Source organism: Arthrobacter sp. K410C (assembly GCF_059090105.1).
On record NZ_JBNHFJ010000003.1, the window covers coordinates 145572 to 170535 of the forward strand.

General features: G+C 67.4%; 22 protein-coding genes. 10 read left to right on the forward strand and 12 right to left on the reverse strand.

What is annotated here, in order from left to right; all coding sequences use genetic code 11:
• Positions 1–6: 6 nt before the first annotated feature.
• The 6 genes from AC5RU7_RS07420 to AC5RU7_RS07445 form a co-directional block, all read right to left on the reverse strand.
• A complete protein-coding gene (locus tag AC5RU7_RS07420) occupies positions 7–987 on the reverse strand; it encodes an aldo/keto reductase (RefSeq protein ID WP_494051728.1) in 981 nt (326 codons plus the stop codon).
• A gap of 79 nt (positions 988–1066) precedes the next feature.
• A complete protein-coding gene (locus AC5RU7_RS07425; protein ID WP_494051729.1) occupies positions 1067–3889 on the reverse strand; it encodes a molybdopterin-dependent oxidoreductase in 2823 nt (940 codons plus the stop codon).
• Positions 3890–3891: 2 nt separating this feature from the next.
• Positions 3892–4824, reverse strand: a complete 933-nt coding sequence (locus tag AC5RU7_RS07430; RefSeq protein ID WP_494051730.1) for an FAD binding domain-containing protein — start codon at positions 4822–4824, stop codon at positions 3892–3894.
• Positions 4815–6038, reverse strand: coding sequence for an XdhC family protein (locus AC5RU7_RS07435; RefSeq protein ID WP_494051731.1), 1224 nt, complete (start codon positions 6036–6038; stop codon positions 4815–4817). The genes AC5RU7_RS07430 and AC5RU7_RS07435 overlap by 10 nt, the downstream gene beginning before the upstream one ends.
• Positions 6039–6188: 150 nt before the next feature.
• Positions 6189–7709 carry an NCS2 family permease gene (locus AC5RU7_RS07440; RefSeq protein ID WP_494051732.1) on the reverse strand — a complete coding sequence of 507 codons (1521 nt, stop codon included), beginning with the start codon at positions 7707–7709 and terminating at the stop codon, positions 6189–6191.
• 15 nt (positions 7710–7724) lie between these two features.
• Complete coding sequence (locus AC5RU7_RS07445) at positions 7725–8219, reverse strand: nucleoside deaminase (protein ID WP_459791214.1); 495 nt, start codon at positions 8217–8219, stop codon at positions 7725–7727.
• A 404-nt stretch (positions 8220–8623) separates the two neighbouring features.
• Here AC5RU7_RS07445 and AC5RU7_RS07450 point away from each other — a divergent pair, with 404 nt between their 5' ends.
• Both AC5RU7_RS07450 and ligD read left to right on the forward strand, forming a co-directional pair.
• Positions 8624–9991: an 8-oxoguanine deaminase gene (locus AC5RU7_RS07450; RefSeq protein WP_494051733.1), complete on the forward strand. Its 1368-nt coding sequence runs from the start codon at positions 8624–8626 to the stop codon at positions 9989–9991.
• A gap of 118 nt (positions 9992–10109) precedes the next feature.
• The gene (gene ligD / locus AC5RU7_RS07455) at positions 10110–11354 is read left to right on the forward strand and encodes a non-homologous end-joining DNA ligase (RefSeq protein WP_494051734.1); all 1245 of its coding nucleotides are present in this window, start codon (positions 10110–10112) and stop codon (positions 11352–11354) included.
• 5 nt (positions 11355–11359) lie between these two features.
• Here ligD and AC5RU7_RS07460 read toward each other — a convergent pair whose 3' ends face one another.
• Complete coding sequence (locus AC5RU7_RS07460) at positions 11360–11539, reverse strand: hypothetical protein (protein ID WP_494051735.1); 180 nt, start codon at positions 11537–11539, stop codon at positions 11360–11362.
• A gap of 348 nt (positions 11540–11887) precedes the next feature.
• On the opposite strand from AC5RU7_RS07460, the gene pucL reads away from it, so the two are divergent.
• Together pucL and AC5RU7_RS07470 are read left to right on the forward strand one after the other, a co-directional pair.
• Entirely contained in the window at positions 11888–12802 is a 915-nt protein-coding gene (gene pucL, locus AC5RU7_RS07465) for a factor-independent urate hydroxylase (RefSeq protein WP_494009467.1), read from the forward strand.
• A gap of 169 nt (positions 12803–12971) precedes the next feature.
• A complete protein-coding gene (locus AC5RU7_RS07470; protein WP_494051736.1) occupies positions 12972–14477 on the forward strand; it encodes a nucleobase:cation symporter-2 family protein in 1506 nt (501 codons plus the stop codon).
• A 58-nt stretch (positions 14478–14535) separates the two neighbouring features.
• Here AC5RU7_RS07470 and AC5RU7_RS07475 read toward each other — a convergent pair whose 3' ends face one another.
• On the reverse strand, positions 14536–14784 hold the full coding sequence (locus AC5RU7_RS07475) for an SCO4226 family nickel-binding protein (RefSeq protein WP_494009469.1): 249 nt from the start codon (positions 14782–14784) through the stop codon (positions 14536–14538).
• 114 nt (positions 14785–14898) lie between these two features.
• The gene (locus AC5RU7_RS07480) at positions 14899–15654 is read right to left on the reverse strand and encodes an IclR family transcriptional regulator (RefSeq protein ID WP_494051737.1); all 756 of its coding nucleotides are present in this window, start codon (positions 15652–15654) and stop codon (positions 14899–14901) included.
• Positions 15655–15864: 210 nt separating this feature from the next.
• Between AC5RU7_RS07480 and AC5RU7_RS07485 the strand changes: the two genes are divergently transcribed.
• The 5 genes from AC5RU7_RS07485 to AC5RU7_RS07505 all read left to right on the forward strand — a co-directional run bounded on the left by AC5RU7_RS07485 (position 15865) and on the right by AC5RU7_RS07505 (position 22291).
• Positions 15865–17310: an NAD-dependent malic enzyme gene (locus AC5RU7_RS07485; protein ID WP_494051738.1), complete on the forward strand. Its 1446-nt coding sequence runs from the start codon at positions 15865–15867 to the stop codon at positions 17308–17310.
• Between the two features lie 34 nt (positions 17311–17344).
• Positions 17345–18943, forward strand: a complete 1599-nt coding sequence (aceB, locus tag AC5RU7_RS07490) for a malate synthase A (RefSeq protein ID WP_494051739.1) — start codon at positions 17345–17347, stop codon at positions 18941–18943.
• 3 nt (positions 18944–18946) lie between these two features.
• Positions 18947–20224 (forward strand): DUF6986 family protein, encoded by a 1278-nt coding sequence (locus AC5RU7_RS07495; protein WP_494051740.1) that lies wholly within the window; start codon positions 18947–18949, stop codon positions 20222–20224.
• Positions 20225–20240: 16 nt separating this feature from the next.
• Positions 20241–21053 carry a bifunctional allantoicase/(S)-ureidoglycine aminohydrolase gene (locus AC5RU7_RS07500; RefSeq protein ID WP_494009474.1) on the forward strand — a complete coding sequence of 271 codons (813 nt, stop codon included), beginning with the start codon at positions 20241–20243 and terminating at the stop codon, positions 21051–21053.
• 89 nt (positions 21054–21142) lie between these two features.
• Positions 21143–22291, forward strand: a complete 1149-nt coding sequence (locus AC5RU7_RS07505; protein ID WP_494051741.1) for a serine hydrolase domain-containing protein — start codon at positions 21143–21145, stop codon at positions 22289–22291.
• A 40-nt stretch (positions 22292–22331) separates the two neighbouring features.
• Here the strand turns inward: AC5RU7_RS07505 and AC5RU7_RS07510 are convergent, their stop codons facing one another.
• Positions 22332–23513, reverse strand: a complete 1182-nt coding sequence (locus AC5RU7_RS07510; RefSeq protein WP_494051742.1) for a zinc-dependent alcohol dehydrogenase — start codon at positions 23511–23513, stop codon at positions 22332–22334.
• Positions 23514–23683: 170 nt separating this feature from the next.
• Here AC5RU7_RS07510 and AC5RU7_RS07515 point away from each other — a divergent pair, with 170 nt between their 5' ends.
• Positions 23684–23932, forward strand: coding sequence for a hypothetical protein (locus AC5RU7_RS07515; RefSeq protein ID WP_494051743.1), 249 nt, complete (start codon positions 23684–23686; stop codon positions 23930–23932).
• 5 nt (positions 23933–23937) lie between these two features.
• Here the strand turns inward: AC5RU7_RS07515 and AC5RU7_RS07520 are convergent, their stop codons facing one another.
• Both AC5RU7_RS07520 and AC5RU7_RS07525 read right to left on the reverse strand, forming a co-directional pair.
• Positions 23938–24648 (reverse strand): HAD family hydrolase, encoded by a 711-nt coding sequence (locus tag AC5RU7_RS07520; protein WP_494051744.1) that lies wholly within the window; start codon positions 24646–24648, stop codon positions 23938–23940.
• Positions 24648–24938 (reverse strand): hypothetical protein, encoded by a 291-nt coding sequence (locus AC5RU7_RS07525; RefSeq protein ID WP_494009479.1) that lies wholly within the window; start codon positions 24936–24938, stop codon positions 24648–24650. The genes AC5RU7_RS07520 and AC5RU7_RS07525 overlap by 1 nt, the downstream gene beginning before the upstream one ends.
• Positions 24939–24964: the final 26 nt, after the last annotated feature.

Below are 24964 nucleotides of genomic sequence, written 5' to 3' on the forward strand. Positions count from 1 at the left end.
CGGACCCTACCAGCGCGGGTGGATGGCCTCGCGGAAGTAGTGGTCATAGATCCAGCGGACGCCGCCGTCGAACTCCTCGCTGATGGGCACTGACGCAGCAGCAGCGTTCGCCGCCGCCTGCTCGACGTTCCGCGCGCCGGGGATCACGGTGGTAACGCCGTCCTGCGCGGCGATCCACGCGATGGCCGCCTGCGCCGTGGTGGCCCCCGCGGGCACCAGCTGCTCGAATTCCGCCACGGCCTTCAACCCAAGCTCGTAGTCCACGCCGGAGAATGTTTCCCCGACGTCGAAGGACTCGCCGTTGCGGTTGTAGTTCCGGTGGTCGTCCGCGGCGAACGAGGTCTCCTTGGAGTACTTGCCGGACAGCAGGCCGGAGGCCAGCGGCACCCGGGCGATGATGCCCACGTTTGCGGCCTTCGCGGCGGGGAGTACCTCGTCCAGCGGCTTGAGCCGGAAGGCGTTCAGGATGATCTGGACGGAGGCCGTGCCTTCATGCCGGATCGCCTCGAGTGCTTCGTCCGTCCGTTCCACACTGACGCCGTAGTCACGGATGGCACCCTCGGCCTTCAGTGTGTCCAGCGCGTCGTAGACCTCGGCGTTGCTGTAGACGGGCGTTGGCGGGCAGTGCAGCTGGACCAGGTCCAAAGTGTCGGTGCCGAGGTTGGTCCGTGAGCGGTCCACCCACTGGCGGAAGTTCGCGAGGGTGTAGTTTTCCGGAACCTGGTCCACCCGGCGGCCCATCTTGGTGGCCACGGTGATGTCCAGCCCGGGGTTGTCCGCGAGGAACTTCCCGATGGCCTGTTCGCTGCGTCCATCACCGTAGACGTCCGCGGTGTCGAAGATGGTGACGCCGGCTTCCACAGAAGCCGCCAGGATGGCCTGCGCCTGGGCGGGGTCCACGTTGCCCCAGTCAGCGCCGAGCTGCCACGTACCAAGCCCCACGACGGACACGTTCCGCCCGGTCTTGCCTAAAATCCGCTGTTCCATCCCTCGACTATATGCAACGCGGGACCACATCCGGTCCAAGGATGTCGCGCCGGAGGGTATTTTGTGACCTCGCGTCGCCTCAGGACAGCACGCGCTCGGCAGGCACCAGCCCCGCTTCCTTCAGCCCCAGGTAGATCCGGTCCCGGGCGATGGGCAGGGACGCGAACCGCACGCCGGTGGCGTTGCGGATGGCGTTGGCCAGGGCGGGTGCCACGGGGTTGAAGGGACTTTCGCTCATGGATTTCGCGCCCAGCGGCCCCAGGGAATCGTTGGTCTCGGCGAAGTACACCTCGCTGCGCGGCACGTCCGCAAAGGTGGGAATGTGGTACTGCCGCAGGATGTCCGTGGTGACCTTGCCGGCGTCGTCCACTACCACTTCCTCATACAGGGCGGCGCCGATCGCCTGGGCAATGCCGCCCTCGATCTGGCCGCGGCACTGGCGGGGGTTGACCACCACGCCGGCGTCGGCCGCCTGCACGCTCTGCAGGATCTTCAGCTCGCCGGTCCCGCGGTTCACCGCAACCCGGAAGCCGTGGACATTGAACGCCACGGAACGCGGCGTCCCGCCCCAGCGGCCCTCGGCAGCAAGTTCGACGCCGGCTTCCGCGGCCGCCTGCGCCAGTTCCGCCAGGGCCAGGGGCGTCCCGTCGATCACCACGGCGTCACCGTCAAGGACGCACGCGGCGGCCTGGGTCTGCCGGATGCCGGCCGCGAAAGCCCGGATGCGGACGGCCAGTTCCTCGGCCGCCGCCAGGGTGGCCTTCCCAGCCACCACGGTGCCGGCCGAGCCGAACGCACCGGTATCGTGCTCGATCAGGTCCGTGTCCGACTGCCGTACCGCCACCCGCGAGGCCTCGGTGGACAGGGCGGTGGCGGCGAGCTGGGCGTGGACGGTGGTGGTACCGTTTCCGAACTCGGCGGTTCCGACGTCGGCCTGGTAGGTCCCGTCCGGCAGGAGCCTCAGCCTGGAGTGGGCAAAGTGGCCGCGCGGCGGGACGGTGTCGATCATGGACAGCGCCGCACCTTCCCCGGTCAGCCAGTCCGGGCCCAGCTCGTCCAGGCCAGCGGCCCGATACCGTTCGCGGCCCCGGTCCAGCGCGTCACGGACCAGGTCGAGGCACTGGTCCAGGCCGTAGCTGCCGTAGTGGACGTCCTCCTCCGGTTCCGGCTGGGTGGACAGCATGTGGTCACCCTCCCGGACCATGTTCCGGCGGCGGAACTCCAGCGGGTCCATCCCGATGCCCGCAGCCAGTTCATCCATGGCGGATTCGATCGCGAAGATCATCTGGCTCAGCCCGTACCCGCGGAACGCACCGGCGGGCACAGTGTTGGTGTACATGGCGTGCGCGTCCACTTTCTTGTTGGCGCACTTGTACACGGCCAGGGACTCGCCGCACCCGTGGAACATCACGCCGGGGCCGTGGTTGCCGTAGGCGCCGGTGTTGGTGAGGACGTCCAGTTCCAGGGCGGTCAGGTCGCCGGACGAGGTGGCTCCGGCCTTGAGCTTGATGGTGAAGGGGTGGCGGGTGGTGGTGGCGGTGAACTGCTCGGTGCGGGTCAGCTCCAGCTGGACCGGACGCTGCAGCTTCAGGGCTGCCAGCGCCACCAGGTCCTCCACCAGCACCTCCTGCTTGCCGCCGAACCCGCCGCCAACGCGGCCGGCCACCACGTGGACCTTGTCCTCCTCCAGCCCGAACACCCGGCACAGTGTCCGGCGGACCAGGAAGGGGACCTGGCTGGACGTGCGCACCTGGAGCCGGCCGCCATCGTCCACGGAGGCGATGGCGGCGTGCGTTTCCAGGGCGACGTGCTGGACGCGCTGGGTGCGGTAGGTCTGCTCGTGGACGAAGTCGGCGGCGGCGAAACCGTCCGCCACGCTGCCCAGTTCGGAGTGGAGTTCGGCCACCACGTTGCGGTCCGGCCGGGAGATGCGGGCAGTTGTGCCGTCCTTGTCGCCGTGCACCAGCGGTGCGCCGGGCTCCAGGGCGTCCTGCGGCGTAAAGACCGCGGGCAGTTCCCGGTATTCCACCTGCAGGGCGCGCACTCCCGCTTCGGCGGCAGCAACGGATTCGGCGACGACGGCGGCCACCCGTTGCCCGGTGAACCGCACCACGTCATCCAGCACGCGGGTATCGTCCGGGTCGTCGGTGAACAGCTCGTGCTGGGCGGTGGAGAACGCTTGGGCCGGGGCATCCTCGTGGGTGAGGACTGCCACGACGCCCGGTACCTGCAGGGCCGCGTCCTTGTTGATGGAGATGACCCGCGCATGCGCGTGCGGCGAGCGCAGGATCTTCATGTGCAGCAGGGCCTGCTGCTGGTCCACGGGGATATCCAGGGTGTACCGGGCGGTGCCGGTGACCACGGCCCGGCTGGCGGGGGCCGGGACGTCGTCGCCCAGCCGTCCGGGCTCGGGATCGGGCTGGCTTTCCCCGGCGATGCCGGAGCCCGGGCCGTGCGGATCGGGGTGGCCGGCGTGGCCGCAGATAGCGTCACCGATAGCCCGGTAGCCGGTGCACCGGCAGAGGTTGCCCTTGAGGTTCCGGGGCAGGTTGTCCCGTTGTTCGTCGTCGAACGTGGCGGCGGTCATCACCATGCCCGCGGTGCAGAAGCCGCACTGGAAGCCCTGCCGCTCAATGAACTGCTGCTGGACCGGGTGGAGCTCCGCGCCGGATGTGGCGGCCAGGCCCTCGATGGTGGTGACGGCGTGTCCTTCTGCCCGCACGGCGGGGTAGATGCAGCTGTGCACCGGGGTGCCGTCCACGTGGACGGTACACGCCCCGCAGTCGCCGCCGTCGCAGCCCTTCTTCACGCCGAGCGCGCCCTGCTCGCGCAGGAAGGTCCGGAGGCACTGCCCCGGGCGGGGTGCGGCATCCGCTGATGTTCCGTTGATCTCGATGGCCATGCTCAGGCCCCTTTCGAAAGTGCGTCGCGGCCGGACCGCGGAGGAAGCGCCCGGGGTGGCCAGAAGTCACCGGAGACCTGGAGCCCGGCCGCCCCTTCCGGGGCGGCGAGTTCGGCGCGGATTTCCTCGGCGAGCCGGTAGGTCATGTCCCGGCGCCAGGCCGGCAGTCCGTGGATGTCGTCGTGGTAGAGCTCCTGCGGTATCCCGTCGTCAAGTGCCGCCGCCAGCTGGTCCTGTTCCGGGAGAGCGTCGAAGCGCAGCTGCACGGGCCGCTTTGTTGCGGCGGTGACGGTGAGGACCAGGGAGGTGCCGCCGTCGAGCCGTCCAATGAGGAGCACCCCGGACCTGCCCAGATTGCTCAGCGAGAGGCGGCGGAACGCCACCCGCGATGCAAGGGCCGACGCCGGGAGGTGGATGCTGCGGAGCAGTTCACCTGGTGCCAGGCAGTTCTTCGTGTCGCCGGTGACAAAGTCCGCCACCGGAACGGTGCGGCTGGCACCGCCGGGTCCCAGGATGGTGGCCACCCCGTCCAGCCCGGCGCAGAGCGAGATCATGGGCCCGGCCGGAAGCGAGGTGCACAGGTTGCCGCCCACCGTGGAGGTGTTCCAGACCTTAAAGGAGGCCACGAACGAATCGCAGCACGGCCGGACCAGGTCCAGCCCCGGCCAGGGGCGGCGCGTGGCTTCGGCTGACTCCGGGAGCTTGTACAGCTCGGCAACGGTGCATGTCGCGGCGAGGTCGATGCCGTCGCCGGAAACAGTGACGGGCGTCCAGCCGGCGCTGCCGAGGTCCAGGAGGCGGCGCAGCGGCCGGGGGCCGAAGGCGAGGCTGCCATAGGAGAACAGGACGGTTCCGCCGGCCAGCCAGGCGTCGCCGTCGCGCCATTCTGCGGGGTCGGTGGTGGGAACCACCGCCTCAATGGTGTTCATGTCCATGCGGTCTCCTGTGGGGTGGCGGTGTGCGGCTGCCCGGGTGCGGGCTGCTGGTGGATGGGACCGGAGGTGTCCCGCAGCGGGATGCAGCGGGCGGCGCGGTTGCGGGAGGCGAGAAGCTCGGCGGTGATGGACACCGCCACTTCCGCCGGCGTGACGGCGCCGAGGTCCAGTCCGATGGGCGAGTGAAGTTCGGCGATCCGTTCGGGACGGACGCCGGCGGCAAGCAGGTGGTCCACCCGCTGCAGGTGGCTGCGGCGGGAGCCCATGGCGCCCACGTAGGCGAGGTCCAGGGCCAGCGCCGTTTCCAGCAGCGGAAGGTCGAATTTGGCGTCGTGGGACAGCACGGCAACCACGGCGCGGCTGTCCAGCCGCCCGGCCGCCGATTCCGCGGCCAGGTAGCGGTGCGGCCAGTCCGTTACCACTTCGTCGGCCGCCGCGAACCGCGGCTGTGCGGTAAAGGCAGGTCGGGCGTCCACGAGGGTCACGTGGTAGCCGAGCAGCCTGGCGACCGGGACCAGGGCGGCACCGAAGTCGTTGGCGCCGAACACCAGCATCCGCGGCGGGGCGAGGCGTGCTTCCACCAGGACCATCGCCGCGTCCCGGGGCAGGTCCTGGGCAAAATTGTCAGGCGGGCAGGTGCCGGCGCCAGCCAGCGGGACCACGCCCGTTCCGCCGCTGCGGAGGATGGCCTGTATCTTGCGGACGGATTCGGGATCCGGAGCGGTGCCGGGCTGCAGCAGGTTGGCGAGCCCGGCATGTGCCTGGGCGCGGGCCGGATCTGACATTACGACGGCGGCTCCTCCCCCGGTGCCCAGCCGGCGCACCAGGGCCACGGGTTCGTCCGGGCCGCGGTCCGCGAGCAGGTGCAGGGCAGTCCGCAGCGGGGCGTCATTGCCCGCGGGCACCGGTTCGATATGGATGTCCAGCCACCCCCCGCAGGTGAGCCCGGCGGCGAAGGCGTCGGCGGCACTGAAGCCGAACGCTTGGCGGCGGGTCCCGCCGTCGTCCATTGCCTCCTGGGCGAGCGCCACCACGGCGCCCTCGACGCAGCCGCCGGACAGGCTGCCCAGCACGTTTCCGGATTCGGTGACAATCATGGAGGTGCCCACGGGCCGCGGAACAGAGCCGGTAGCCGAGAGGATGGTTGCCACCGCGAACGGCTGGTGCGCGAGGTGGGGCAGCCAGGCGCCCAGGGAAGGGATCAGGTCAAGCATGGCGGCACTCCTTCTTCCGCGCGGCGGTGGTGTCCATTGTCGTTCCTGTCGGGTGGTACGGAAAGCAATTGGTTCGGAAAAGCTGATGGCCGGGACATCCGCACCCGTATGACGGATGCGGATGTCCCAAACGGCCGGGAAAACGGCGGATCAGGCGCCCATCAGGACGTTGATGGGGCCGCGGGCGAAGTACACCAGGAAGCCTGCGCTGACCACCCACATCAGCGGGTGGATCTTCTTGGCCTTGCCTGATGCCGCGCCGATAATGGCCCAGCTGACGAAGCCGACGCCGATGCCGTTGGCGATCGAGTAGCTCAGCGGCATGGTCACGATTGTGAGGAACGCCGGCAGGGCCACGCTGAACTTGCTGAACTTGATCTCGCGGATCTGCGCCATCATCATGGCGCCCACCACCACCAGGGCCGCGGCGGCGACCTCAAGCGGAACGACGCTGGTAAGCGGGGTGAGGAACATCGAGCCGAGGAACAGCACGCCCGTGACCACCGATGCCAGGCCGGTGCGGGCGCCTTCGCCAATGCCGGCCGCGGAGTCGATGTACACGGTGTTGGAGGAACCTGAGGTTGCCCCGCCGGCCACCGCGCCCACGCCTTCCACGATGAAGGCCGACTTGAGCCGCGGGAACGTGCCGTCCTTGTGGGCTACCCCTGCGCTCTTGGCGAGGCCGGTCATGGTGCCCATGGCGTCGAAGAAGTTGGTGAAGACCAGGGTGAACACCAGCATGGTGGCCGCGAGTCCGCCGATCCGGGCGAACGAGCCGAAGAGGTCGAACTGGCCCACCAGGCCCAGGTCCGGGGCGGACACCAGCTGCCCGGAGAGCACGGGGGTGTTGAGGTGCCAGCCGCCGGGGTTGGTGGCGCTGGCCGGGCCGATCTTGAAGATGGCTTCGACGACGGCGGCGAGCACGGTGGTGCCCACGATGCCGATGAGGAGCCCGCCCTGGACCTTGCGCGCCACCAGGATGCCCATGCTGAGCAGGCCGACGACGAACACGAGGGTGGGCACGGAGGTGATGGAGCCGCCGTCGCCCAGCTGCACGGGCGGCCCGCCGGCGGTGGCCCGGACAAAACCGGAATCCACGAAGCCGATGAAGGCGATGAACAGGCCGATGCCCACGGTGATGGCGGCCTTCAGTTCCTTGGGGACGGCCCGGAAGATGGCGGTACGGGCACCTGTAACGCCGAAGAGCACGATCAGGATGCCGTTGATCACCACCAGGCCCATTGCCTCGGCCCAGGTGACTTCCTGGATCACGGAGACGGCAAGGAACGAGTTGATGCCCAGTCCTGCGGCGAGGCCGAAGGGAAGGTTTGCCACCAGGCCGAAAAGGATGGTCATGACGCCGGCGGTGAGGCCGGTGACCGCCCCGACCTGCGCTGCGGAGAGCCAGCCGCCGGCAACGTCGGTGGGGGCGTTGTCCGCGCTGAAGCCGCCCAGGATCAGGGGGTTCAGGATGACGATGTACGCCATGGTGAAGAAGGTGACCAGGCCGCCTCGGAATTCGCGCGCCAGTGTTGAGCCGCGCTGTGTGATCTGGAAGAAGCGGTCAAGGATGGAGTTCGACGCCGGCGGCTTGGGGGAACGCGGTGCCGGCCGGGGGGTGCGGGGTGTTGGAGCCGAATGCTCCTCGTGGGAGGAATCCAGGATGGTCATGGTGAGCCGCCGGGCCTAGTAGTCGATCCTGGTTTCGAGCGTGTTCCAGGTGTTGAACGGCTCCAGCGGCGCCGGCGCCTGGGGATCGCCCAGTTCCAGCTTGGAGACCGGCATCAGGGAATCCCTGTCCTGGTTATCGAAGTATTCGTAGAAGACGGCGTCGTCGAAGCCGACGGATGCGGCGTCGTGCCGGTCTGCGGCGTACACCACCCGCTCCACGCGGGCCCAGAGCGCCGAGGCGAGGCACATGGGGCATGGCTCGCAGCTGGTGTAGAGGACGGCGCCGCTGAGGTCGAAGGTGCCGAGCTCGCGGCAGGCGGTGCGGATTGCCGTGACTTCGGCGTGGGCCGTGGGATCGTTGTCCGCGGTGACGCGGTTGACGCCGTCGAACGTTTTGCCGTCCGCGGTGACGATCATGGCGCCGAAGGGCCCGCCGCTGTTGAGGACGTTGGCCGTTGCCAGCCGGATGGATCTGGCCAGGAACTGCTCGGCCGTGACGGTGGTACTCATGATGCGACTTCCTTTTGCCGGGAAGCCCGGTGCCGCTTGCAGTACCAGTAGAACCAGGTGCGACGGTTACCAGGCTTCAGCATGTGCTGTGAAGGTTAAGTTGCGCCTGGTAGATAGCTTCCCCGGAACCGGGTGCCCGCCTTTGGCAAAATCGAGATTAGCACCGGATTGTGGTCCGCGCCATAGTTTTCTGAAAACTTTATTCCGCAATGTGAAATCTGTGTTTCCACGCCTTCACTGGCGCAGAAAACGGAGGGCAGTCACAATCCGCGCGTTGACGGAACCCTGCCGGCTCCCTACGCTGAAGCCACCCGCGCCCCGCACCGGAGCCGCGGCCCTGGATCAGCAGACAGGGCTTCACTGAGCTGGATTTACTGCAACTGCGCTCAGATAGGGACAGCCCCATGAACTCCTCCCCTGCCACCAGCTCCCGCCTCTGGATCAAGGATCCGCAGGCCGCCTTCACCGCAAACAGCCTCGACGCCTCGGGGGGGATCGTGGTCAGCGGCGGCGTGATCGAGGAAGTCCTGGCTGCGGGGCAGCAGCCGGCGGTACCCGTCCACGAAACGTTCGACGCCCGCCGGCACGTCCTGCTGCCGGGGCTGATCAACACGCACCACCACTTCTACCAGACCCTCACCCGCGCCTGGGGGCCGGTGGCCAACGCCCCGCTCTTCCCCTGGCTGCAGAACCTGTACCCGGTCTGGGCGCGGCTGACCCCCAAAGACCTGGAGCTGGCCGCCACCGTGGCCTTGGCCGAGCTGCTGCTCTCCGGCTGCACCACCGCCGCCGACCACCACTACCTCTTTCCCGCCGGGCTGGAGGAAGCCATTGATATCGAGGTTGCGGCGGTCCGCCGGCTGGGCATGCGCGCCACGCTCACCCGCGGCTCCATGACCCTGGGGACGGACGACGGCGGCCTGCCGCCGCAGTCAACGGTGCAGGCTCCGGAGGTGGTGCTGGAAGACAGCGAGCGACTGGTCTCCGCGTATCACGAGCGGGGGGAGGACGCGGTGATCCAGATCGCCCTGGCCCCCTGTTCGCCATTCTCGGTGACCAAGGAAATCATGGCCGAAAGCGCAGCCCTCGCGGAGCGCCTGGACGTCCGGCTGCACACCCACCTGGCCGAAACCCTCGACGAGGAGGACTTCTGCCGGGAGATGTTCGGGCTTCGGACCATCGACTACCTGGACAGCGTCGGCTGGCTGACGGACCGCACCTGGCTGGGCCACGGCATCCACTTCAGCGACACCGAGATCAGCCGGCTCGGGGCAGCCGGGACCGCCGTCGCGCACTGCCCCACCTCCAATATGCGCCTGGCCTCGGGCACGGCCCGGGTCCTGGAACTTGAGGACGCGGGAGTCCCGGTGGGGCTGGGCGTGGACGGCTCGGCGTCGAACGATGCCTCGAACATGATTCTGGAAGCCCGGCAGGCGCTGTATCTCCAGCGGCTGCGGTATGGCGCGGATGTCCCGGTAGAGCGGGCACTGGGCTGGGCGACGCGCGGCTCGGCCGCCGTCCTCGGGCGGAGCGGGCTGGGCCAGCTGGCTCCCGGCATGCAGGCGGACCTTGCACTGTTCACACTGGACGACCTCCGCTTCTCCGGCAGCCACGATCCCCTCGCCGCCCTGCTGCTCTGTGCGGCGGACCGGGCCGACCGGGTGATGGTGGGCGGGCAGTGGCGCGTGGTGGAGGGGCAGATCCCGGGCCTGGACGTCGCCGGGCTCATCGCCGAGCATTCGGCTGCCGCCCGCCGTCTGGTGAACGGCTAGGGCGTGTTCCGCCGTTTCGACGGTTCCCTGCGCACACGATGTCCGGTGACGTCGTCCCGGCAGTGAACCGTCGAAGCGGGCCTATGCCGCGGGATCACATCGTTGCTAGCGTGGCCGCATGACTCCGTCAAAGACGCCGGCCGAGATCCTGGACATCGATGGTGAAGAGGTCCGCATCTCCAGCCCGGACAAGGTGGTGTTCCCGCAGCCCGGCCTGACCAAGCTGGACCTGGTGCGGTACTACATGGCAGTTGCCGACGGTGCGCTGCGCGGGGCGGGCGGCCGGCCGATGGTGCTCAAGCGGTTTCCCAAGGGCATCGGCGAGGAACCCTTCTTCCAGAAGCGCGTACCGGAAAACCACCCTCCTTATATAGACACCACCACGCTGCATTACGCGTCGGGGACGTCGGCCGAGGAGGCGGTGATCCGGAACGCGGCAGGCCTGGCCTGGGTCATCAACCTGGGCTGCCTGGACCTCAACCCGCATCCGGTGCGTGCAGAGGACCTGGAGCACCCCGACGAACTGCGGGTGGACCTCGACCCCATGCCGGGCGTGGAGTGGTCGCAGATCGTGGACGTCGCCTACGTCGCGCAGGAGGTCCTCGACGACGTGGGGCTGGTTGGATGGCCGAAGACCAGCGGTTCCCGGGGGCTGCACATCCTGGTGCGGATCGCGCCGCAGTGGTCCTACCGGGATGTGCGGCTCGCCGCCGAAACCCTGGCCCGGGAAGTGGAGAACCGCGCGCCCGGCCTGGCCACGGCACGGTGGTGGAAGGAGGAACGCGGCGAGAGCGTGTTCGTCGACTTCAACCAGAACGCCAAGGACCGGACGGTGGCCTCCGCGTACTCGGTCCGGGCATTACCTGACGCGCGGGTATCAACGCCGCTGTTGTGGGAAGAGGTCCGCACTGCCAGGCCGGAGCGGTTGACGGTTCCCACGGTTCTGGAGCGGTTTGCGGACGTCGGCGACCCGCACGCGGGCATCGACGACGCCGCCGGTTCCCTTGACGGGCTGCTGGCCCTCGCCAAGGAGCTGGGTCCGGCCGAGAAGGCACCGCGGGGAGCCAACGGCTCGGGCCGCCGGCAGTCCACGATGCCGCTGATCGAAGTGGCCCGGACCCGGACGAAGCCGGAGGCCCTGGCTGCGCTGGACGAGTGGAAAACCCGGCACGCCGCCGTCGTTCCTTCACTCGCCCCGGCCGACGTGCTGGTGGACGGGATGCGCGGCTCAAGCTCGCTCTGGTACCGGGTGCGGGTGAACCTGCAGCACGTTCCCGAGGCGGAGCGGCCGCCCCAGGAGGAGCTCATTGCAGATTACGACCCCTGGGCCGGAAAGGAGTGGCCGGGACGTCCGCCGTCCTGACGGCGTCAGCGGCGGTTGAATCCCGGCAGCGCGTGGATCCAGCGCGAGAAGCGGCCGCGTTCGTGGACCCGGTCCTCGGGCACGTAGAAATCGGGATCCGTTCCGCCGCCAAGCGGGAGGTAGAACTCCGACGCTGTCTGGGCGGCCGCCGGTGCTGGTGCCGGCGTCGCGTCCTGCTGGTACATCTGGCCCTCCTCAAGCTGCTTTTCGTATGGCGGAAAATAAATCTTGCTATATGAAAGATTAGGCGCGCCGGGGCGAAACCGTCAATAGCTTCTGGTGCAGCGCCGAGGCCAGCCCGGTCACAAAACGAATTTTGGCCTTGTGATGTACACCACCGGATTGCGGGGGTACGCTGGAAGGCAACTCGTGGCGCACGTCACGTAACCTGGGAGCAGCAGGCAGGGTCGTAATGAGCTGGCATCAATGGATGCCGGCTCTTTTTTGTTGGGTCGGCTCCACCGGAAACGCGCCAGAAACGCGCGCTTAATTTCAGTGATGGAACCTTGGTTCCACTTACCGGAGATTGGGAAATGACCATGAGCAGCAAGATCATCCTCGGCGAAAACCAGTACGGCAAGGCCGAAGTCCGCGTCGTCAAGATCACCCGCGACACCAACCGCCACGAGATCGAGGACCTGAACGTCACCTCGCAGCTGCGCGGCGACTTCACCGCGGCACACCTGGAGGGCGACAACGCCCACGTGGTTGCCACGGACACCCAGAAGAACACCATCTACGCCTTCGCCCGTGACGGCGTCGGCTCCCCCGAGGCCTTCCTGCTGCGCCTCGGCGAGCACTTCACGTCCAGCTTCGACTGGGTGACCGGCGGCCGGTGGGAAGCCGAGTCCTACGCGTGGAACCGTATCCAGGCCCACGGCAGCGAACACGACCACTCGTTCGTCCGCAACGGCCAGGAAGTCCGGACCGCCGTCCTGGTCCGCGACGGCGCCACAACGCACCTGGTCTCCGGGCTCAAGGACCTGACCGTCCTGAAGTCCACCCAGTCCGGCTTCGTCGGCTACCCGCGGGACCGCTACACCACCCTGCCGGAAACCACGGACCGCATCCTGGCCACGGACGTCTCCGCCCGCTGGCGCTTCAAGACCGGAACCGACTTCAGCAACCTTGACTTCAACAAGAGCTACGACGACGTCAAGGGACTCCTGCTCGAAGGCTTCACCGAGAAGTACTCCCACGCCCTGCAGCAGACCCTGTTCGACATGGGCCAGAAGGTCCTGGAGGCCCACACCGAGATCGACGAGATCAAGTTCTCCATGCCCAACAAGCACCACTTCCTGGTGGACCTCACCCCGTTCGGCCTGGACAACCCGAACGAGGTCTTCTACGCCGCCGACCGTCCTTACGGCCTGATCGAGGCCACCGTCCAGCGCGAGGATGCCGCCCCGGCCCCGGCCGCCTGGTCCGGCATCGCCGGCTTCTGCTAGACCGCCTGCATCACCCCACCCCGTCCGGAGTTTTTGTCCAGATAAGTCGACTTCAGTACCTCTGAAGTCCCCATAAGTGGACAAAAACTCCGGACCCACAGATTTACACCCGTTAGCCAGACACAGTTAGCCAGACGATGACGTCTGCCATGAACCCAGAAAGTCTGCCATGAACACCAAGAAGAAACTGGCCGCTGCGGCCGCCGGTAAAGGGGCCCAGCAGGCCCGGCCGGAGGACCAGCGGCTGTCGATCGGAAGCACCTTCGCCTACGGCTTCCAGCACGTCCTCACCATGTACGGCGGCATCATCGCCCCTCCCCTGATCATTGGCGCGGCGGCCGGGATGAGTTCGCAGGACATCGGGCTGCTGATTGCGGCCTGCCTGTTCGTCGGCGGACTCGCCACCATTCTGCAGACCGTCGGCGTTCCGTTCTTCGGCTCGCAGCTGCCGCTGGTCCAGGGCGTGTCCTTCGCGGGGGTGTCCACCATGGTGGCCATCGTGCACGGGGGCGGCGGGATCCAGGCGGTGTTCGGATCGGTCATAGCCGCGTCGCTGATCGGCTTGCTGATCACTCCGCTGTTCTCGAAGATCATCCGGTTCTTCCCGCCGGTGGTCACGGGTACGGTCATCACCACCATCGGCCTCACGCTGATGCCGGTGGCCGCCAACTGGGCCATGGGCGGCAACAGCAAGGCCCCCAACTACGGCAGCATGGCCAACATCGGCCTCGCGGCAGCCACCATGGCAATCGTCCTGCTCCTGAGCAAGGTGGGCAGCGCCGCGATCTCCCGGCTCTCCATCCTGCTCGCCATGGTCCTGGGCACCGCCATCGCCTTCGCCTTCGGCATGGCCGACTTCTCCAAGGTGGGCCAGGGCGAGATCGTCGCCTTCCCCACCCCTTTCGCCTTCGGCCCGCCGGTCTTCGAAATTGCGGCCATCATCTCCATGCTGATCGTCATCCTGGTCACCCTGACCGAAACGTCCGCTGACATCATCGCCGTGGGCGAGATCGTGGGCACCAAGGTGGACTCCAAACGGATCGGCGACGGCCTCCGCGCTGACATGCTCTCCAGCGCCATCTCCCCGCTGTTCAACTCCTTCACCCAGAGCGCCTTCGCCCAGAACGTCGGCCTGGTGGCCATCACCGGGGTGAAGAGCCGCTTCGTGGTCAGCGCCGGCGGCCTGATCCTGGTGATCCTCGGCCTGCTGCCCGTCCTCGGCCGGGTGGTCGCAGCGGTGCCCACCCCCGTCCTGGGCGGCGCCGGCGTCGTACTCTTCGGAACCGTGGCAGCCAGTGGCATCCGCACCCTGGCCAAGGTGGAGTACAAGAACAACATGAACCTGATCATCGTGGCCGCCTCAATCGGGTTCGGCATGATTCCCATCGCCGCCCCCGCGTTCTACGACCAGTTCCCGTCCTGGTTCGGCACCATCTTCCACTCCGGCATCAGCTCCGCCGCCGTCATGGCCATCCTGCTGAACCTGCTATTCAACCACCTGAAGGCCGGCAACTCGGAGAACCAGTCCGTGTTCGTGGCCGGCACCGAGCGGGTAGTCCAGGAACAGGACATCAAGTGCCTGATGGACGGCGACCGGTTCGAGGGCGGCAAGCTCATCGACTGCGACGGCAAGGAAGTCAAGATCGAGTCTGCGGAGAAGGCGTCAGAACACTAGAGAAGGCAAAGGGACAGCCCCGGGCCTTCGGCCCCGGGGCTGTCCCCCTTCCTGCGGATCAGACCACAAGCGGCACGGGATGAATCTCGTCCGCCGGATGGCCGGTCCGCTCATGAATGCGCCGGACCGCCTCGGCAGACGGAGCCTCCGACAGGCAGTAGACCAAGCCCGATTCAGGGTCCGCCCATGCCTGCTGGAAATCGACGCTTTCTTCACCCTGGATTGCCAGGTCCGCATCATGCGCAGCCCTGAGCTGTTCGGCAGTGATGCCGACCATGTTGTGGTGAACGTCCATGAATTTCGTCATGATGACAACCCCCGATGGGTTCGAATCCGATGGATGCCGCACATGGTACGCCCAGCTGCGAACACGGTCAACGGTCGCCGGAGGCATGCATTAGGCCACTGGCCGGGGAAGGGGTCAGGAGCGGTTGAGTTCCGCGGAGATCGCCTCGGCCGCCTCGCGCAGCACTGGAACAGCCTTGTCGGCGAAGTGCTCGTCCACGCGGGACACCGGGCCGGAGACCGAGATCGCCGTGGGAGTGGGGGCGTTGGGCACGGCCATGGCAAAGCAGCGCACGCCGAGCTCCTGCTCTTCCTCGTCGATGGAGTAGCCGCGCTCGCGGATGAGCTTCAGGTCGGCAAGGAGGTCGTCGATATCGCGGATGCTCTTGACTGTTGGCGTGGGCATGCCGGCGCGGGCAACGATGCCGCGGACCACGTCGTCGTCGAGCTGGGCCAGGATGGCCTTTCCGACGCCGGTGGCATGGGTATGCGCCCGGCGTCCCACCTCGGTGAACATGCGCATGGAGTGCAGGGACGGCACCTGGGCCACGTAGATGACCATGTCCGAATCGAGCACGGCCATGTTGGAGGTCTCGCCCAGCCGGTCAACCAGCGTCTTGAGCTGCGGGCGGGCCAGGGCACCGAGCTGCTTGTTGGCCCCCTCGCCCAGCCGGATCAGCCGCGGGCCCAGGGCGTATCGGCGGTTGGGCAACTGCCGGATGTAACCCAGTGCGACGAGGGTGCGCAGGAGCCGGTGGATGGTGGGCAGCGGCAGGTCCGTGGACGAGGACAACTCACTAAGCGTGACGTCGCCGCCAGCGTCGGTGATCAATTCCAAGAGTTCGAAGACGCGCTCAACGGACTGCACGCCTCCGGCGGCTTTCTCAGCCATAACCAAGTCTCCTGTGGCTCGGATTCCGACAAGTCTTATCCGCATCGTGAAAAGAGTTGCCCTAGTTGTTTCAAGATACAGCACGGGCCGTGCCGATGCGATCAGTCACAAACAGGGGTTGTCTTTCCATAAGGTAGATAATAATATCCATAATACGAAAACATTCGAGTTGGTCAGCAACCCGGACATGGCCCAACAGGAGGACATTCAATGGCGAACCCCAGCCCCGGAAATTCGATCACCCTGCGCGTGGAAGCACCGTCAAGCTTCAGCGCCACCAGCGAACTCGCCGCAGCCGTCGGAGCAGCCGGCGCCGCCATCACGGCCCTGGACGTCAGCGAGTCCCACCACGAGACACTGGTTGTGGACGTCACCTGCAACACCACCGACGACGCACACGCCGCGCGGGTCAAGGACGCCCTGAACGCGCTTGACGGAGTCACGGTCCAGCACGTCTCGGACCGCACTTTCCTGATGCACCTGGGCGGCAAGCTGGAAGTCGTCCCCAAGGTGGCCCTGCGCAACCGCGACGATCTTTCCCGCGCCTACACTCCCGGCGTCGCGCGCGTCTGCCTCGCTATCGCCGAGGACCCGGCAGCGGCCCGCAACCTGACCGTCAAGCGCAATACCATCGCCGTCCTCACCGACGGTTCGGCCGTCCTGGGCCTGGGAAACATCGGTCCCGCCGCCGCCCTGCCCGTCATGGAGGGCAAGGCTGCGCTCTTCAAGCAGTTCGCCAACGTGGACGCCTGGCCGGTCTGCCTGGACACCCAGGACACCGAGGAGATCATCAAAATCGCCAAGGCCATGGCCCCGGTCTACGGCGGCATCAACCTGGAGGACATCGCCGCGCCCCGCTGCTTCGAGATCGAAAACCGGCTCCGCGAGGAACTGGACATCCCCGTCTTCCATGATGACCAGCACGGCACCGCGATCGTCACCCAGGCCGCCCTGGTCAACGCCCTGCGGGTGGTGGGCAAGAAGCTCTCCGAGGTGAAAATCGTGGTCTCGGGCGTCGGCGCCGCCGGTTCCGCCATCATTCAGCTCCTCAAGGCGCAGGGTGCCCGGCACATCATTGCCGCCGGCCGCTCGGGTGCCATCCACGCGGGCGAAAAGTACGACGACGAGCACCGCACCTGGATTGCCGCGAACACCAACCAGGACGGCTTCTCCGGCAGCCTCCACGACGCCCTCAAGGGAGCGGACGTGTTCATCGGCGTCAGCGCCCCGCACGTCATCGGCGAGGAACAGGTGGCCTCCATGGCCGAGGACGCGATCGTCTTCGCCATGGCAAACCCCACCCCTGAGATCGACCCCGTCATTGCGTCAAAGCACGCCGCCGTGGTGGCCACCGGGCGCAGCGACTTCCCGAACCAGATCAACAATGTGCTGGCCTTCCCCGGATTCTTCCGCGGCCTGCTGGACGCCGGGGCAAGTGACATCACGCCGGACATGCTGGTGGCCGCGGCCGAGGCCATCGCCAACCGGGTTGCTGACGACGAGCTCAATGGCAGCTACATTATCCCCAGCGTCTTCGATCCCCATGTGGCCGCCGACGTGGCTGCAGCAGTGGCAGGGGCCGCCCGTTCCGCCAACGTGGCAACCAAGGGCACGGATGCCGCCGAGGTTCCCGTGGCCGCCCTCGCCAACGCCTGACCGCCCGACTTCCAGCCATAGGAAAGGACCAGAAATGGCCATCACCGTCACAGATCCCCGGCCGATCAACCGCGCCGAGGAGATCCTCACCCCCAAGGCGCTGGCTTTCGTGGAGGAGCTTCACAAGCGCTTTGCCGGAACCCGCAACGAGCTGCTGGCAGCCCGCGCCGCCAAGCGGCAGCGCGTCGCGGAGACCGGAAAGCTGGACTTCCTGCCGGAAACCCAGGACGTGCGCGACGGCGACTGGAAGGTCGCGCCGGCACCGGCAGCCCTGCAGGACCGCCGGGTGGAAATGACCGGCCCGGCGTCGCCGGCGAAGATGGCCATCAACGCCCTGAACTCCGGCGCCAAGGTGTGGCTCGCGGACCTTGAGGACGCCAGCACCCCCACCTGGAGCAACGTCATCGACGCCATCCTCAACCTCCGTGATGCCGCGCAGGGCACCCTGAGCTACACCTCCGACGAGGGCAAGGAGTACAGGCTCCGCACCGACGCGCCGCTCGCCGTCGTGGTGGCCCGCCCCCGTGGCTGGCACATGCAGGAAAAGCACCTGCTGATTGACGGCGAACCGGCCGTGGGTGCGCTGGTGGATTTCGGCCTGCACTTCTACCACGTGGCCAAGCAGCTGGTCCTCAACGGGCACGGTCCGTACTACTACCTGCCCAAGATGGAGAGCCACCTTGAGGCCCGGCTCTGGAATGACGTGTTCGTCTTCGCCCAGGACTTCCTGGGCCTGCACCAGGGCACCATCCGCGCCACAGTGCTGATCGAGACCATTCCGGCAGCGTTCGAGATGGACGAGATCCTCTACGAACTCCGGGACCACGCCTCCGGCCTGAACGCCGGCCGCTGGGACTACCTGTTCAGCCTCATCAAGTACTTCCGCGACGCCGGCGAAGAGTTCGTCCTGCCGGACCGCGCCTCGGTGGCCATGACCGCGCCGTTCATGCGCGCCTACACCGAACTGCTGGTCAAGACCTGCCACAAGCGCGGCGCCTTCGCCATGGGCGGCATGGCGGCCGTCATTCCCAACCGCCGCCACCCCGAAGTGACCGAGGCGGCGTTTGCGAAGGTCCGGGCGGATAAGACCCGCGAAGCGAACGACGGATTCGACGGCTCCTGGGTTGCCCACCCGGACCTGGTTCCCACCTGCCGCGAGGTCTTCGACTCCGTCCTGGGAAGCAAGCCGAACCAGCTGGACAAGCAGCGCCCGGAGGTCAACGTCACCGCCGGCCAGCTGCTGGACGTCTCCTCCGCCGAAGGCCAGGTCACCGAGGCCGGCCTTCGGCTGAACCTCTACGTCGCCGTGGCCTACACCGCGGTCTGGCTTTCGGGGAACGGCGCGGTGGCCATCCATAACCTGATGGAGGACGCCGCCACCGCCGAAATTTCCCGTTCCCAGGTGTGGCAGCAGATCCGGAACAAGTCCGTCCTGGCGGATACCGGCAACACGGTGACCAAGGAGCTGGTGGAGCGGATCCTGGGCGAGGAAACCGAGCGGCTCCGCACCGAGTTCGGTGACGAGGCGTTCCGCCGCTACTACCAGCCGGCCAGCGAACTGATCGCGAACATCTGCCTCTCGGACGACTACACCGACTTCCTCACCACCCCCGCCTACGAACTGGTGGGCTGAGGCATGCCCGCATCACCCAGACCCTCGCTCACACCCGGGGACCTGGCGCACATCGACGGCCAGCTGGCCGACACGGACCGGCTCCTGGAACACAACTATCCCGGCGACGACGGCTCGCGCCAGCCCGTGCACACGGTGTACGTGCCCGCAGACCGCTTCACGCCGTCGCTCGCTGCCGAGTGGGGCACCGAAGCCAAGGCTGCCGTTGAGGCCCACGGCGGCTTCGGGAGGCTGGGGAGCCTGCTGGGCCAGGAGCCCGGCCTCGCCGAGGCCGTCGCCTCGCGGGTGGAAGCGAAGCTGGCCTCCGAACCCATCGAGGATCTCCGGCTCGACTTCGAGGACGGGTTCGGAGACAGGGGCGACGACGCCGAGGACGCAGCGGCGGTTGCCGCGGCTTCCGCTGTGGCCGCCGCAGCCGCGGCCGGGTCCGCTCCCCCATTCATCGGTATCAGGTTCAAGTGCTTCGAAGCGGCCACCCGGGCCCGCGGGCTGCGCACACTGGACCTGTTCGTCTCCGGCCTGGCCGCCGCCGGCGAGCTGCCGGAGGGGCTGGTACTGACCCTGCCCAAGGTGACCACCGTGGCCCAGGTCCAGGCCATGGACTTCGCCGTGTCCCGGCTGGAGCAGGTGCACTCGCTGCCCGCCGGCCGGCTGCGTTTCGAGGTCCAGGTGGAAACGCCCCAGCTCATCCTGGGTCCGGAGGGCACGTCACCGGTGGCGCAACTGCCGCACGCAGTGCCCGGCCGGATCAGCGGCCTGCATTACGGCACCTACGACTACTCGGCGTCGCTGCAGATCTCCGCGGAGTACCAGTCCATGGAGCATCCCGTGGCGGACTTCGCGAAGGAAGTCATGCAGCTCGCGGTGGCCGGCACCGGCATCCGGCTCTCGGACGGCTCCACCAACATCATCCCCGTGGGCGACAACGTGGAGAACGCCTGGCAACTGCACGGGCGGTTGGTCCGGCGGTCCCTGGAACGGGGCTACTACCAGGGCTGGGACCTGCACCCTGCCCAGCTGCCCAGCAGGTTTGCCGCCACGTACGCCTTCTACCGGCAGGGCCTGCCCGCGGCGGCAGCCCGGCTGCGCAACTACGTGGAACAGACCGCGGGCGGCGTCATGGACGAACCCGCCACCGCCCGGGCACTGGCCGCGTTCGTCCTGCGCGGCGTCCAGTGCGGTGCAGTGGGGGCCGATGAGGTCCAGGCGCTCGCCGGCGTCGGGCTTCCCCAGCTCACCGCGCTGGCCCACCCGAGGCTCGCCACCACCTCCAACTCCTAAGCAAAGGAATCCCTCCATGGGCAAGTACTACTACCCGCAAGGCGGCCTGCCGCCGCAGACCCACCTCACCACCGAGCGCGCCATCGTCACCGAGGCCTACACAGTGATTCCCAAGGGGGTGCTGACGGACATCGTCACCTCCAACCTGCCGGGCTTCAGCAACACCCGCTCGTGGATCATCGCCCGCCCCATCTCCGGGTTTGCCACCACCTTCTCCCAGCTGATCGTGGAGATCGCCCCGGGCGGCGGAGCACCGCGCGCCGAGTTCGAGGAAGGCGTGGAGGGCGTCATCTTTGTCACCAAGGGCAAACTCAACCTGACGCTGGACGGCGAGCTGCACCAGCTCGAGGAAGGCGGCTACGCCTACCTGGCTGCTGGCTCGCAGTGGGGCCTGGAGAACGTCTCGGACGATATCGTCTCCTTCCACTGGATCCGCAAGGCCTATGAACGCCTGGAGGGATACGAGGCCAAGTCCTTCGTCACCAACGAGAAGGACGTGGAGCCGACGTCGATGCCGGACACCAACGACGTCTGGAAGACCACCCGCTTCACCGACTCCAACGACCTTGCACACGACATGCAGGTCAACATCGTGACGTTCCAGCCCGGCGGCGTGATCCCGTTCCCCGAAACCCACGTCATGGAACACGGCCTGTACGTCCTTGAGGGCAAGGCCATGTACCTGCTCAACAACGACTGGGTTGAGGTAGAGGCAGGCGACTTCATGTGGCTGCGCGCCTTCTGCCCCCAGGCCTGCTACGCCGGCGGCCCGGGCGAGTTCCGGTACCTGCTCTACAAGGACATGAACCGGCAGGTCCGCCTCACCTGAGCCGCACTCCCCAACCAGGTAGCGCCACCTCTCGTTTTGGAACCCCAAAACGACAGGTGGCGCTACTTAGTTGGGGGAAGAATAGTTCCATGGGTAGCCGCAGGGGCCGCATCACAAGGTGCATGACGGCTGTGCTGTGTGCCGTCATCCTGCTGGCCGGTCCGGGCTGCATCGGGCAGCCAGAGCCCCCGGACCCGGACCCGGACAAGCCCGCCGCCATCGCGCTGCTGGAGGCTTTCAGTTCCAGGATGGTCGACGACGGCGCCCCGGCAGTCCTCATCGCCGTCACCATGGGCGAGGACGCATGGACCCACGCCGCCGGGGTCCGGAACCTGGAGACCCGTGAAGCGGCAACGGTGGCCGATCCCGTCCACGTCGGCACGATCACGGAGTCCATGGTGGCCGTCTCCGTGCTGAAGCTGGTGGAGGAGGGCAGGCTGGACCTTGACGGCCAGGCCAGCGAATACCTGCCGGAGTTCGGCGCCGTCCTGAAGCCGCCCGGCCCCGTCAGCGTCCGGCAGCTGCTGACGCATGAATCCGGGCTTCCGGACTTCTCCCTCCCCCTGCTGGCATCCGGACACTGGGAGGAGCTGGCGGGCCGGCCGCTCCCCCTCGAACAGCAGCTGGGCCTCGCCGCCACCCTGCCGTGGGACGGCAGGCTGGCACGGATCTTCGACTACTCCCGCTCCAACTACGCGGTGCTGGCCCTGATTGTTGAGCGGCTCCGCGGCCAGGACATCGGGCGGGTCCTGGCAGCCGACATTGCCGGCCCCCTGGGGCTGGAGGCAACCACGCTTGGGGGCCCGCAGCCCGCAGGCATGGTGCACGGCTACGTCACCATCGAGGGCATCCCCAGGGACGCGGCCGCGCCCGCCTGGCTGGCCGAGGCACCTTCCAATGGAGCCGTATCCACAGTGCAGGAAGTGAACAGGTTCTACGCGGCGCTGCTGCAGGGCAGGCTGCTGGCACCTGACACCGTGACCGCCATGAAGGGCGGCTACTCGCAGTACTACGGCTTTGCCCTGCGGCGCTGGAACAACACCTGCAACAACCGCTTCTACTACGGGCTTCCCGGGGATGTGGACGGCTACGGAACCATCGCCATGACCAGCGAGGACGGCAGCAAACAGCTGGCCATCACCGTGGCCTACCCTCCCGGGCCGCCCACCCTCGGGGTGAACCCGCTGCTGTTCGAGATGCAGGAGGTTGCCCAGGAGGCCATGAACAGCTTCTGTTGACGTTCAGGCCTCCCGGCCCCTGCCTCCGCTGGTAAACGGCTCAGGCGCCCGGGTTCAGGACCACCTTGATGCAGCCGTCCTCCTTCTTCTGGAACTTTTCGTACAGTGCAGGGGCACCTTCCAGGCCTGAGCGGTGGGTGACCAGGTCCATCACCCCCAGCGGATCGGCGTCGTCCTCAACGAGCGGCAGCAGGTCATCGGTCCAGCGCCGGACGTTGCACTGGCCCATCCGCACCTGGATCTGCTTGTCGAACAGCGTCAGCATCGGCATGGGGCTCGCCTGCCCGCCGTACACGCCGCTCAGCGAGATGGTCCCGCCGCGGCGCACGGCGTCGATCGAAGTGTGCAGGGCCGCCAGGCGGTCCACGCCGGCGGTCTCCATAGCCTTCTGGGCCAGCTTGTCCGGCAGCAGGCCCAGCGCCTGGTGGGCGAAGCCTGCCACCGGCGAACCGTGGGCTTCCATGCCGACGGCGTCTACCACCGCGTCAGGGCCGCGGCCGGAGGTCATCTCCCGCAGTTCGTCCGAAATGGTCTTGGTGTAGTCGAACACTTCCACCCCGTGCCGCGCGGCCATCTCCCGGCGCTCCGGGACGGGGTCCACACCCACCACGCGGAAGCCGCGGTGGACGCCGATCCGGCTGGCGAACTGGCCCACCGGCCCCAGGCCGAACACGGCAAGGGTGCCGCCTGGCCGGACGTCCGCGTACTCCACGGCCTGCCAGGCGGTGGGAAGGATGTCGGAGAGGAAAAGATAGCGCTCATCGGGAAGCTCTGTTCCCACCTTTACCGGGCCGTAGTCCGCATGCGGGACCCGCAAGTACTCGGCCTGCCCGCCGGGGACCGAGCCGTACAGCTCCGAGTAGCCGAAGAGGGCCGCTCCTGAACCTTTCTCCTTCACCTGGGTGGTTTCACACTGGGACTGCAGGCCCTGTTCGCACATGTAGCAGCGGCCGCAGGAGATATTGAAGGGCACCACCACGCGGTCCCCGGGGCGAAGGTTGGTGACTGCGCTGCCCACTTCTTCCACGATGCCCATCGGTTCGTGGCCGATCACATCGCCTTTGTGCATGTAGGGGCCCAGCACCTCGTACAGGTGCAGGTCCGAGCCGCAGATCGCCGTCGAGGTAATGCGCACGATCGCATCGGTAGGCTCCTGGATCACCGGATCCGGCACTTCCTCGACGCTTACCGAGCGTTTCCCTTGCCAGGTCAGAGCTTTCACGGTTTCCCTTTCTCTTCTGGTGTTCCCGCCGAGCGGAACGCCCGTTCTTCGACGCTATCGGCTTGTGCCAAAAAAAGTAAGCAGGCTGATCAAATACTTGTCGTCCCGGCCGGGGGCTTCTAGCGTAGGAAGGGCCAGCCCTACGCCCGTGCGAGTGAAAGAGGAACACTATGTCGCTGTACCAGCCGGAACCGGTCGAGATCTCCACCCGCATACGCCCGGGCGAGTGGACGGAGGAGAGCCTCGAGGCGCTGGTGAATACCTACCGCACCAGAATCCTGGAGATGGGCGCCAGCGCGGCAGATATCGTCACAGACATTGACCGTAGCGACGACGGTTCCGTGCGGGTTGCGGTGTCCTGGGCAAAGCCCGCCAATGCCGGGGACGAGGATACGGTCACGGGCGGGCAGACGGTCTGAGTAACCTAGGAATCCTGCCGCAGCAGCTGGCCGATGGCGCTTGACCCGAGATTCTCCAGAAGGTCCCGCGGGCCCTCGTAAATCTCAACAGCGCCGGCTTCGCGCAACTCTGCAGCGTTGATACCGCCGCAGGTGACTCCCACCGAAGGTATGCCGAGGGCTCCGGCGGCCTTCATGTCCCATACGGCGTCGCCCACGAAGACTGCGTTCCGGGCCTCTACGCCGATCTTTTCCAGGGCGGCAACCAGGATGTCAGGGGACGGCTTGCTGTTCTCGGCGTCGTTGGCGCTGGTGGCACCGTCGATGAAGGGGTCGGCGCCCAGGATGCCCTTCATGACCTGCAGGTCCTTCTTCCGCGCCGAGGAGGCGAGCGCAACAGCAAGCCCGTCGTCGTGGCAGCGGGCCAGCAAGTCCCTGGCGCCGTCGAAGGCCCGCAGCGCCGGCCAGTGGGAGGCATACAGCGCGCCGTGGCTGGCCATGACGTCCTTGTCCGCCTCCCGGTCCCGGTCCGGGGGCAGGAGGTTATCCACCAGGCGGTCCCCGCCCATGCCCACGAAGTGATGGATGGAAGCCATGGGTATGTCGTAGCCCTGCTGGCGGAAGGCTTCCCACCAGGAAATGGTGTGGATGTAGGACGAGTCGATCAGCGTCCCGTCGACGTCAAAGAGAACCCCCCGGCGCTGCCCGCCAGGGGGTGACTTCCGCGGCTGGACCATCAGCCCACCGCTGCCCGTTTGGCCTCCGGCACCCTCTTGTGCCGGGCGGCTGCCTCTTTCGCGGTGTTAACCGGTCGCACACGCTCCCGGATGATGGTGCCCGCGCCGTCGTGGCTCTTGTCCCTGATCAGGCCGGTGCCTGCTATTTCGCGGGCCATCGCCACACCGGCCACTGCCGCCCGCTTGGTGGGAAAGGTCACCGAGATGGCCATCAGGTTTCCGGTTCCATCCATCATCCGGACCCTGTAGCCGCCATCGGGCGCGTCCACGAGCTCAAAATACCCGGCCATAAAAATCACTCCTCCGTCAGTCACGG